The sequence below is a fragment of the Sporosarcina quadrami genome, assembly GCF_014836615.1.
GTDB classification, from domain to species: Bacteria; Bacillota; Bacilli; order Bacillales_A; family Planococcaceae; genus Sporosarcina; species Sporosarcina quadrami.
In genome coordinates this window covers 1-11621 of sequence record NZ_JACSQN010000002.1, presented here as the reverse complement: position 1 = coordinate 11621, position 11621 = coordinate 1, and the positions used below count along the sequence as shown (strand labels likewise).

Below are 11621 nucleotides of genomic sequence, written 5' to 3'. Positions count from 1 at the left end.
ACATAAAAGTCTTAACGGCGCGTGCTTATTTTCACAAAAGGTTATACAGTTTAATGTCTGGGTATTTGTCACCGAACCAGCGGAGTGCAAAATCATTTTCAAATAGAAAGACGAGATTGTCAAAACGGTCTTTTACGAGCATTGATCGTTGTCCTGTCATCGATTCTTTAACGTCTGACTCGTTTTCAATCCAACGCGCTACTTTTGATCCGATATGCTCCATGATAACTTCAACATGGTATTCGTTTTTCATTCTGTGTTCGAATACTTCAAACTGTAGCTGGCCGACCGCTCCAAGCAACACTTCTTCTGTGTGTAATGTCTTATAATATTGAATTGCACCTTCCTGTACCAATTGAAGGATTCCTTTATGGAAATGTTTCGATTTCATTACGTTTTTAGCTGTCACACGTACAAATAACTCTGGCGTAAACTGCGGCAGTGCTTCGAACTGGAAATTTGATTTGCCACCAACTACCGTATCTCCGATTTGATAGTTACCTGTATCATATAATCCGATTATATCCCCAGCTACCGCTTCATTAACTGTCTCACGGTCATCTGCAAGAAACTGTGTTGTCTGCGACAGTTTAACGGTTTTTGAAATTCTTGGAACCGTCACGGACATTCCTCTTTCGAATGCACCTGATACGATACGGACGAAAGCGATACGGTCTCGGTGTGCTGGATTCATGTTCGCCTGAATTTTAAAGATGAAACCTGAAAACTCTTCCGACTGCGGATCGACCAGCTCTGCCTCTTTTGTCAATCTCGGTTGTGGCGGTGGAGCAAACTGAAGGAATGTCTCCAGAAATGTTTGTACACCAAAGTTTGTTAATGCACTACCGAAAAATACAGGTGTCAATTCACCTTTTGACACACGGTCTATGTCAAATTCGTTACCGGCTTCATTCAACAACAAAACATCTTCCACCGCCTGCTTGTAATAGGAAGTTGCAGTCATCGGGTGCTCAACTGCAAGCTCCCCTTCTTCATTAAGAGGAAGAAAATGGCTGTCACCCTCAACACGAGCTTGTTCAATTCGATTATTATACCGGTCATAAATACCGATGAACTCTTTTCCCATACCAATCGGGTAATTCATAGCATATGATTGAATTCCAAGCACTTCTTCAAGTTCTTCCATTAACTCTAAAGGTTCCTTACCTTGTCGGTCCATCTTATTAATGAACGTAAAAATAGGAATCCCTCTCATACGACATACTTTGAACAATTTAATTGTCTGAGGCTCAATCCCTTTTGCAGAATCGACCATCATGACAGCAGCATCAACTGCCATCAACGTTCGGTATGTGTCTTCACTGAAGTCTTCATGTCCCGGCGTGTCCAAGATATTAACCCGTTTATTGTCATAATCGAATTGAAGAACGGAAGAGGTTACAGAGATACCACGTTGCTTTTCAATTTCCATCCAGTCTGATGTAGCATATTTACCGGACTTTTTTCCTTTAACAGTACCTGCATCACGAATGGCACCACCAAAATAGAGCAGTTTCTCCGTCATTGTTGTTTTCCCGGCATCCGGGTGAGAGATGATTGCAAACGTCCGTCGCGACGCTATTTCTTCATTTATCGGTTTTAGCATTTGAATGAACTCCTTCTTTTCCACTTTTCTAAGCATAGACAGAATGCAAGTGATTTTCAACATTTTTTTATTATATGAGCAAAATTGAAATCGGATAACAAAAGAGCTGCCTCAAATGACAGCTCCTTCGTCAATTCTGTATGGATCCAGTTCCAAATTTCTTCTCCGCTTCTTCTAACGCAATCTGTGCATCTGAGTGAGGTAGTTTCTCTTTTCCAATGATTTGAAAATCTTCATGTCCTTTACCAGCAAAAATAATGATGTCGTGTTTATCTGCTACTTCTACTGCATGTCTGACCGCCGCTTCCCGATCACCGATACAAGCGTAGCGATCATGCTCCATTCCGACTTCCAATTCAGCTAGAATCGTTTCGTATGCTTCATCTCTCGGATCGTCTGTTGTTAAAATTACATAATCAGCGATTGAGGCTTTTTTCGCCATAATCGGCCGTTTAATACGATCACGATTCCCACCCGTTCCTATAACAAATATTAGTTTACTTCCCTCTTCTTTGTACGGCAGAACAGCATCAATCGCTTTTTCGATTGCATCAGGCGAATGTGCATAATCCACATAAATCGTCAATGGAAGATCTGTCTCGACTTTCTCCATTCGACCTTTTGCAGCCGGGATAATTGCAAGACCATCAATAATATCTTCAATTTGAATTCCTTTTGCATATAGCGCAGCAATTGAAGCTAGTGCATTATATACATTGAACTCTCCAATTAGAGAAGTCTTCACGACAAAATTCCCCACTGGAGAACTCAGTTTGAATGATGTCCCTTCTACAGTTAACTTAATATTTTCAGCTTGGAAATCCGCTTTAGATTGTATACCAAAAGTAAAAACCGGATGAGCGGTCATTTCTCGCAAACGTTGTCCCCAAGGATCATCAGCATTCACAATACCGTATTTTTTTTGTTCTAAATCTTGTCCAAGTTGAGCAAACAATAATCCTTTGGCATGTCCGTAATTATCCATGCTTCCGTGAAAATCCAAATGGTCATGTGATAGATTCGTAAAGATTGCGATATCGAATTCAGTACCAGCCAAACGACCTTCCAGAAGCCCATGAGAAGATACTTCCATTGTCATTGTGTCACATCCAGCATCCGCCGCCTGCCGGATAAGCTGTTGCGTCGTTAGTACGTCATTTGTCGTATTCTCTGTATCATACAATACCCCGTCCAAATCAAAGCCAATTGTGCCTGTCACCGCAGATTTCTCGCCAACATTCCTCAAAATAGAATGAATCATATTACTGACACTTGTCTTGCCATTTGTCCCTGTAACACCAATCATCGTCATCTCTTTAGATGGATATCGGTAAAAGCGAGGTGCAAGCAAAGCGATTGCTCTAGTTGTATCTTCGACATAGACAACTGCAATTTTCTCTGTATCCACGTTTACAAACTCGGACGCCACAATAACCCGCGCACCCATTTCTACTGCTTTATGTGCATAAGCATGTCCATCCACTGTAAATCCTTTAATACATACGAATACCCCTCCAGCATTGACCATCCGTGAATCGACAGCCAAATCTGTGACTGTTTCAGGCAATATGCCTTCGACACGTTTTATAGGCAAGCTGGATAATAAATAATCTGTTTTCATCAACCGAAACACCTCAATCTATCATGTCCGACGTAACATATGCGTATAGCAATTGTGCCGTTGCTTTCAACGAATCCGTATGAGTCCTCTCTAGTGCATGTGAAGATTCAATACCCGGACCAAATAATGCATGTCTCACGTCAAAGCCTGCCCGAATTGCAGCTGAAGCATCCGATCCGTAATATGGATAAATATCAAGTTTGAACGGAATATCCGTTGTACTGCATAAATTCGTCAAATGTCTAGTTAGTTCATAATGGTAAGGGCCGCTGGAATCTTTCGCACATATCGAAACTGTAAATTCGTCTGAAGCTTGCCCGTCACCAATGGCTCCCATATCAACAGCAATGTATTCCACAGTCTCCTCAGGGATATTGGAATTTCCACCATAGCCGATTTCTTCGTTATTTGAGATATAGAAATGTGTTGTATTCGGTAGCTCTATATCATTTTCAGACAGGTTCTTTATCAGATCGATGAGTAAAGCAGTACTTGCTTTATCATCTAAATGTCTAGATTTAACAAAACCGTTGTCAGTCGTTTCAAAACGCGCATCAAAAGAGACGAAATCACCAACTTCAATACCAAGCGCCCTTGTCTCTTTTGCATTTTTAACTTTTTCATCAATCCGTATTTCAATATTTTCTGCGCTTCTTTCAGCAGTTCCAGCATTTTTGTAAACATGGACTGTTGTCTGATGCATCAATATTGTCCCACGAATATCTTTTCCTGAAGCAGTATGTATATAACAATACTCACCTTCAACAGCATTCCAATTGAAGCCACCAATCATTGATAGTTTAAGTCTACCATCACTTTTCACTTCTTTAACCATTGCACCAAGTGTATCTACGTGCGCGGTAAGCAGACGGTGACGAGTATCATCTTTCCCTTTGACAGTCGCAATTATAGCGCCTTTATTCGTTTGCTTATATGTTGCACCAACCGCTTTCAATTCATCTTTAATAACATCCATTACTCGATGTGTGTATCCTGAAGGGCTTGGTGTTCCGACGAGTTTTTTCAGAAGTGCTACGACATTCTTTTCATTAAACTGTTGCATTGTATATCATTCCCTTTCTAAACTCAGAAATCTCAGTGTTCAGATAACGATTCTTGATGTATACTGTCTATATTACTACTTAACGAAGAGGTGATTCAATGAAAAACGAAACATCTTTTAGAACTCGTAATCGATTTTTCATGCTTGTTTCTTTAACTCTAGTTCTTTTTCTTCTTTTCACAAGCATTATCAACGAAGTTCACCTCTTTATAATAATAACAGAAATCATATTTATTGTATTGATGGTCCTTTATTTTTCCAGTTTCACCCTCTTCCAAAAGAAGAGAAAAATAGTTGAAGAAGATTATTTGGAACTTTTTTATAATCAATCGCAAGATGCCATTGCAGTTTTCTCACTGGACTCGAAAATCATTACGGTTAATCCCGCTTTTTTGGATTTATATCAATATACAGAAGAAGAGTGTATAGGAAAACCATTGGAATTTTATGACCCGATTGAAAAAGAACTTGTTGAAGAACGAATTAAACTCCTTTTGAAAGGACATAGTTTCAAGAATATACGTACTAAAGAACAACGGAAAGACGGATCAACATTCATTTCTGCGACAACACTGACCCCTATGTATAAAGAAAATCGACTTATTGCCATATCCGTTCTCATACGGAATATCGATGAACGTATCGAGTCGGATAAACTGGTCATAGAATGCATCCGGATGAACGCTTTTGGTGAACTTGCGGCTTCTGTCGCACACGAAATACGCAATCCATTAACTTCCGTTTCCGGCTTCGTACAGATGATGAACATGGATAATGAAAATCCCTATCGCGTCTATACCGAAATAATGGAAAGCGAGATTGATAGGATTAACCTTATTGTGAATGAATTCATAATCCTGTCCAAACCCCATCTCAAAACGAGATCCGAATTGAACATCGAGCTTATTCTGTTTGAAGTTGAAGAACTCTTCAAAGATAAATTGAATGAAAAGAATATCATTTGCGATATCTACTTGGCAGAATTCCCTTTTACCATTTCCGGGAATTCAGTAAGTCTTCAACAACTTTTTATCAACCTGTTGAAAAACGCCATAGATGCAATTGGAAATGGCGGATCTATCACTTTCATCGTCGCACTTAATAACAATCATGTTACAATTACGATTCGAGATACTGGTTGTGGCATTCCAAGTGAAATCAGCGAGCAATTATTCACCCCGTTCTTCTCAACAAAAGAAGAGGCTGCCGGCTTAGGACTTATCATTACGAAGAAAATCGTCTTAGATCACCAGGGAACGATTAAAATAAACGAAGATTTCAGTGACGGCACAGAAATCACAGTGACATTCCCCACCACTTCGATTAATGGAAAACCAACTGCCATTTCAACTTCGAAAACCGTGACTTGATATCCAGAAAAATCGTCCTCTTTTGTAAAAGGACGATTTTTCTATTGAACTATTTCATTTTAATATTTTTTTAATAAGTGACAGTTTATTGCCATATGGTGGGAATGCAACACGCATAGGAACTTTCGTATTTTTCTTCATGATCGATTTCTTATGGGAAAACAGATCGAAACTTGCTTTTCCATGATAGGCGTTCATGCCGGAATTGCCGACGCCACCGAACGGCAAGTGGATATTCGCTACGTGCGAAATCGTATCGTTTATGCAGCCACCGCCGAACGAAAGGTTTTCCAAAAAGTACTCTTGCGCCAAGTCATTTTCTGTAAAGAGATAGGCAGCTAACGGTTTAGGTAGTCTGCGAATTTGTTGAATCGCTTGTCCCAGGTTTTCATATACAATAATCGGAAGAATCGGCCCAAATATTTCTTCTTTCATCGATGGACTGTCCCATGAGATTCCATCCAACAGAGTCGGACTCATATACAGATCAAGACGATTTACCTGACCACCATAATACACATGGTTTCTTTCTGCATTTAGAATCTTTTCCAGCCGATCAAAATGATTTTCATGAATCAGTCTCCCATAATCAGGACTTTTCGAGCTGTCTTTGCCATAAAAATCCTCTATAACACTAATCAATTCCTTCATAAAGCTATCTTTGACATCTACATGAACGAGTACATAATCAGGCGCTACACATGTTTGGCCATTATTTACGAATTTCCCCCATGCTATTCGCTCCGCAGCTAAGCGAATATTCGCAGTTTGATCGACGATAGCCGGACTTTTCCCACCCAATTCCAATGTAATTGGCGTCAATCGCTCAGATGCTGCTTTCATCACGATTTTGCCAATTTTTGCACTACCCGTGAAAAAGATGTAGTCGAATGGCGCGTGAATTAATGCTGAAGTTTCATCAATGCCACCTTCCACAACTCGAACGTAATCAGGTGGATAGATAGTGCTTAAAATACTTTTTACAATTGAAGCTGTATGCGGTGCAGCTTCAGAAGGTTTGACAACAGCACAGTTCCCAGCCGCAATTGCACCTACTAAAGGATCCATCACAAGTTGAAACGGATAATTGAACGGACCAATAATAAGCACAGAACCGTACGGCTCACTAACGACAAAACTTTTGGCAGGTTGCAAATGCATTGGCGTCTTCACTTCTTCAGGCTCCATCCAACTTTGCACGTTCTTAATCATATGGCTAATACTTGATAATACAAAGCCAACTTCTGTAACGTACGATTCGAAAGCGCTCTTGCCTAAATCTTTCATTAGTGCTTCAAGAATTTTATCTTCATTCGCCTTGATAGCATTTTTCAAACGTTCAAGCATTTCAATTCTGAACGTCAATTCTTTAGTAGTTCCCGTAAAATAGAACTTATGTTGAAACTCGATGATGGATTCTATATTTTTAGCAAGCGACATAAAAAAATCCTCCTATCAATAACTAATTGTCAATATAGCAAAAGAACCGAATTCACAACAACAAATTCCGACCAATTACGCAGTTTGGGAAATTGTTCGACAACATATACTAAAAGTACAGCTTTCGTTGAATTCTTTTTTCTTCCATACAAATTCGATGCTGAAAACAAATCAATCAGACCATTTTTCATAATTAACGCACGTATTTCAACAATTACAAACTATAGGCCTTACGATTCCTTTTACAAAAATGAAGTTTGACTTGCTCATTTTCAAGGGTAAAGAATTATCACACAGCTACAAAATACATACTAAAATTGAAATGGAGGAAATGGACATGACAACAACAGAAACTTGGTGGGAAACAATATTTGAAGGGAATCTTTCATTAGGACTCAACAAGGAGCGCATCTCAGACCTTGAAGATGAAACATTCCTCTACTACGGTGAATTTGAACACCATACGGATCCCAATCAAGCAAACATGAACCCACAATAAATAATTCGAAGCTTCCCTCTCTTGGTTTGAGAGAGGGAAGCTTTTTCAATATGTTGCTTTGCACTAGTGTACCATTATACAGTTGCCAAAAAAACTTTTTAAAATAGTGTTGACTTCTTTTGTAGATTCGCTATAATAGAACATGTGCAGTAAGCAAGTACTTCCCGATTCCTTAGCTCAGCTGGGAGAGCGCTACCTTGACAGGGTAGAGGTCGCTGGTTCGAGCCCAGTAGGAATCATAGGGTGCCAAACCCATGAGGAAACCGTCGGAACAACGGTTTACCTCGCAAAACAGTCCTATTAGGCCGGATGCCTAGGGGCTGTTTTTTTATGTCTAAATTTAATGTACCTTCACCTTTAGGGTACCTGTGCAAGAAACATTCATGATAATTCGAGCAAATTGAATAATAATTCAAAATAAATTTAACAACGGCCAATCATCAATGCCATCATTTAATATTTATACAAGTGTAGTGTATTAACTGAATAGTCTCTTGCACAGGTACCTAATTACACTTCAAATGCCGTGAAACTCGCTTCGTCATTGAAATCTGTGATTTGTACGACTTTATTTGAGAAGGACTGTACCGTTTCGCAGTCAGTTCCTAAAACTAACGACAACACTTGGAAGCCCTTTTCCTTTTTCCTTTTACCGAACGCTTCCAAAAACGGTGCATTTAACTTCCCCTCACCGTCCGTAACCAACACGAGATCTGCTCTAGCAAAACGACTTTCGTTGATGACTTTCAATGCTTCTTCAAGGACAAGTGTGAAATTTGTTCCTCCACCTAAATAGATGGTAGCCAATTTCATCATTTCCGACGGCTTTACTTTTCCTTTTTTGTATGTAAACTTTAGGGTCCGACTAGAAAAAAGCAGCAGACAAAAGTCCCTCCGCTGTTTTTTAGCAATTGCCATAAGCGCAAGACTAAATCCTTTGGAAGGTGTGTCAAGTCCACTCATGCTGTCTGACTGGTCCAGACAGAGGACAATTGGACCTTTCCCCAAAACCTCGGATCCTTTTTTCTCATACATCATCGTCTGACCTTCCACGAGACGACGAAGAAAATCTATTTTCGTTAAAGGATAAGTGTAATAACTCAATTCAATCGGCAATAATGCATCAATTTCTTTACCGATTGAAACTCCATTTTTCTCAATAGATTCGCTATACTTGGTTTTTTGCTTTTTCCTAGCAACTTGTTTAAAACGACCTGCCCACTCCGCTATTTCTTTAATCTGTTTATTTTCCGCTATCTTTTCTGCCAGAAGTATTTGATCACGTAACGGAATTCTTTTCATCGCCACTTCTCCGTCACCTGCTTTCATACCGCCGACCAAAGATTTTATGAGCACCTTAACTTGCTTTGTTTCAGACATCACTTCGGTAGTCATTCCACAAAATAATTCGTAATTATCCTCGAATGATTGCTCCAACTTCTCTACCAAAGCACAAAAAACATCTCCCTCCAAATCAGCTTGATCGTAATGCAGATGGCTATTTGCCGCCTCTCCGAACAGATGATTCGCTTCAACATCTTTCTTGATAAGGACAGACATCCACAACAGAATCATTTCGGCAAATCGTATCGTACCAATCGCAGAAGCAAAATCATCCAATCGAGTAAATTGACGAAATGATACGAACTGTTCATGTTCCATAATCTTTTGGATGAATAGCTTATTCAGTTGTAATTTCATGTCAATCTCAATTGCGACGATTTCAGGTTTCATCTTATACAAGGACGCCCACACATCTCCTAGTAACGCTTCAAACAACGGATACACTGATTCCTGCCCAAGTTGCTAAAGCCTTTCAGACATATGAAAAATTTCGTTAAAACGTCTACGATCGAACAAATCGGTATTTAATACTGATTGGTTGTCCATTTCTTTTGCTCCTTGCAATTAAGAATTATAATAGATCGATGATATTTCTCTCTTATTTTTCCTCATTTTTGCAGCCGCATCAAAATAGTGTGGCTCTAATAGAAAGGACAAAATTTCTTCTTGTATGGATTTTACTTTTGAGAGTAAAATTTCAATTTCCTTCTCTCTGTGATGATTCGTTTCTTTCAGCTTAATCAAATCAGTAATTAGCGATTTCAACTTTTGAGAAGCTTCCAACCCTGTATTTGTACAATGCTTTTGGATAACTATATTAAACAACTCTATGGCTTCCTCATGAATTGCATCTAATTTTCGTATGACAAAGTCCTCTGCATACCTACGAATAATTATTGATGTCGCTTCTTTATCATCTATCGTTACCCATAAGACATTCTCTAGTATGGACAGATCTTCAACTTGAACAGTTTGTCTATTATCCATTAACGCTTTCGCTTTTAAGATGCCTAGTGAATGCTTAAAACGGCGATCAGAAGGAAGAATCCCTTCATCGCACAGCTCTTGACGAATATTCAGTAAAGCTACAAACACTTCTTCCGGAATAGTCACGTCCTCTACCATCCTCTGTAAACAATACAATTCTTCAATAGTCATCATTGGCTCATCGTCAGATTGCCGATCACGCGTTAACATCATAAGGAAATTGTCTCCATCCTTTATATAGTCCACTTCATATCTCAAAAGAAAGCGATCAAATAGTGCGTCTAATCCCTCACCTTCTTCAGGATATTCATTCGATGCGCCGATAACAGACATTAGCGGTACATTTGTTGGAGTTCCAGCATTATAAAAAAGTCTTTCATTCATCACTGTGAGTAAAGAGTTTAAAATAGCGCTATTCGCCTTGAAAACTTCATCCAAAAACACAATATCTGCTTCCGGCATCTTTGTTTCCGTGTTTCGCTTGTACACGCCTTGCTCTAAACCCTTTAAGGATAAAGGTCCAAAAATTTCTTCCGGAGTACTGAATCTCGTTAGCTGCCATTGAAAGTATTTTGTCCTTTTTACAATTTTCGCAAACTCTACAGCTAATGCTGATTTTGCTGTACCTGACGGACCGATCAAGAGCATGTGTTGACGAGCTAATAAAGCAATCAACATTGCTTCAACTTCTCTTTCTCGCTCATAAAACTTAAGATTCAATGCATTTTTAATTTCTTTCAACTTCAAAATATTGTTTGGCATACAAAACCAATCCTTCCAATACATTTAGCTAATTCCAAACAGCTTTTCCAATAACTCAGAATGCTAACCATTATGTCGGATTGGATAACTTGATAATTAATGATCCCACAACAATTGATAATGTTTGACAAGTGGTTAATTTTTATCAGAAAAGCTCATAATTTTCTTTTGAACCATCAGGTACTTTCTAGGTATAAGTTATTACTCAATTAAGTGCCGATCTAAAGACCTCAAAAACATTCCGTAAGTGCGTTCTAAAAATATTTTTTCTAAAAAAAAGTTGTTTGCCCGTCCTTCTCATGTTTTCGATAATAATATAGCAGAGAAAGGTGGTGAGAAAATGAATTGTTTCAACAACTATAACTCGGGATGTTCAAGGAAATATATCTCAGGAACTTTTCGAGCTATCGAGATATGTGATTTAATTGATCCAATACCAGGTATTCCTGGACAAGGACCCCAAGGACCGCAGGGACCTCAAGGACCACAAGGTATCCAAGGGCCACAGGGGCCTCAAGGACTTCAAGGACTTCAAGGACCTCAAGGTATCCAAGGGTCACAGGGGCCTCAAGGACTTCAAGGACCACAAGGTCTCCAAGGAATCCCTGGTGCTGATGGCGCTACTGGACCACAAGGACCGCAAGGGTTACCAGGTGCTGACGGCGCTACTGGACCACAAGGACCACAAGGACCTCAAGGACTTCAGGGATTGCCAGGTGCTGATGGTGCTACTGGACCACAAGGACCTCAAGGTTTACCAGGTGCTGATGGCGCTACTGGTGCTCAAGGACCTCAAGGTTTACCAGGTGCTGATGGCGCTACTGGACCACAAGGACCTCAAGGTTTACCTGGTGCTGACGGCGCTACTGGACCGCAAGGACCTCAAGGACTTCAGGGATTGCCAGGTGCTGATGGTGCTACTGGACCAC

Annotated in this window: 8 protein-coding genes, 1 tRNA gene and 1 pseudogene; 4 read left to right on the top strand and 6 right to left on the bottom strand. The window is 39.7% G+C overall.

The annotated features are described in order from the left end of the window. Window positions 1–31: 31 nt before the first annotated feature. The 3 genes from H9649_RS02020 to H9649_RS02010 all read right to left on the bottom strand — a co-directional run bounded on the left by H9649_RS02020 (window position 32) and on the right by H9649_RS02010 (window position 4290). Window positions 32–1606 carry a peptide chain release factor 3 gene (locus H9649_RS02020; RefSeq protein ID WP_191692992.1) on the bottom strand — a complete coding sequence of 525 codons (1575 nt, stop codon included), beginning with the start codon at window positions 1604–1606 and terminating at the stop codon, window positions 32–34. A gap of 130 nt (window positions 1607–1736) precedes the next feature. After that, window positions 1737–3227: a UDP-N-acetylmuramoyl-L-alanyl-D-glutamate--2,6-diaminopimelate ligase gene (locus H9649_RS02015; protein WP_191692991.1), complete on the bottom strand. Its 1491-nt coding sequence runs from the start codon at window positions 3225–3227 to the stop codon at window positions 1737–1739. Between the two features lie 13 nt (window positions 3228–3240). After that, complete coding sequence (locus H9649_RS02010) at window positions 3241–4290, bottom strand: M42 family metallopeptidase (RefSeq protein ID WP_191692990.1); 1050 nt, start codon at window positions 4288–4290, stop codon at window positions 3241–3243. A gap of 98 nt (window positions 4291–4388) precedes the next feature. Between H9649_RS02010 and H9649_RS02005 the strand changes: the two genes are divergently transcribed. Next, the gene (locus tag H9649_RS02005) at window positions 4389–5660 is read left to right on the top strand and encodes an ATP-binding protein (protein WP_191692989.1); all 1272 of its coding nucleotides are present in this window, start codon (window positions 4389–4391) and stop codon (window positions 5658–5660) included. 54 nt (window positions 5661–5714) lie between these two features. Here the strand turns inward: H9649_RS02005 and H9649_RS02000 are convergent, their stop codons facing one another. Further along, on the bottom strand, window positions 5715–7100 hold the full coding sequence (locus H9649_RS02000) for an aldehyde dehydrogenase (RefSeq protein ID WP_191692988.1): 1386 nt from the start codon (window positions 7098–7100) through the stop codon (window positions 5715–5717). Between the two features lie 337 nt (window positions 7101–7437). Between H9649_RS02000 and H9649_RS01995 the strand changes: the two genes are divergently transcribed. Both H9649_RS01995 and H9649_RS01990 read left to right on the top strand, forming a co-directional pair. Beyond that, window positions 7438–7599, top strand: coding sequence for a hypothetical protein (locus H9649_RS01995; protein WP_191692987.1), 162 nt, complete (start codon window positions 7438–7440; stop codon window positions 7597–7599). A 166-nt stretch (window positions 7600–7765) separates the two neighbouring features. Then, window positions 7766–7838 (top strand) — tRNA-Val (locus H9649_RS01990). Between the two features lie 271 nt (window positions 7839–8109). On the opposite strand, the gene H9649_RS01985 is transcribed toward H9649_RS01990, so the two are convergent. After that, a complete protein-coding gene (locus H9649_RS01985) occupies window positions 8110–9387 on the bottom strand; it encodes a vWA domain-containing protein (protein WP_318241638.1) in 1278 nt (425 codons plus the stop codon). 120 nt (window positions 9388–9507) lie between these two features. Further along, window positions 9508–10692, bottom strand: a complete 1185-nt coding sequence (locus H9649_RS01980; RefSeq protein ID WP_191692986.1) for an AAA family ATPase — start codon at window positions 10690–10692, stop codon at window positions 9508–9510. 340 nt (window positions 10693–11032) lie between these two features. On the opposite strand from H9649_RS01980, the pseudogene H9649_RS01975 reads away from it, so the two are divergent. Further along, window positions 11033–11621: pseudogene (locus tag H9649_RS01975) on the top strand (collagen-like protein); the annotation flags it as partial.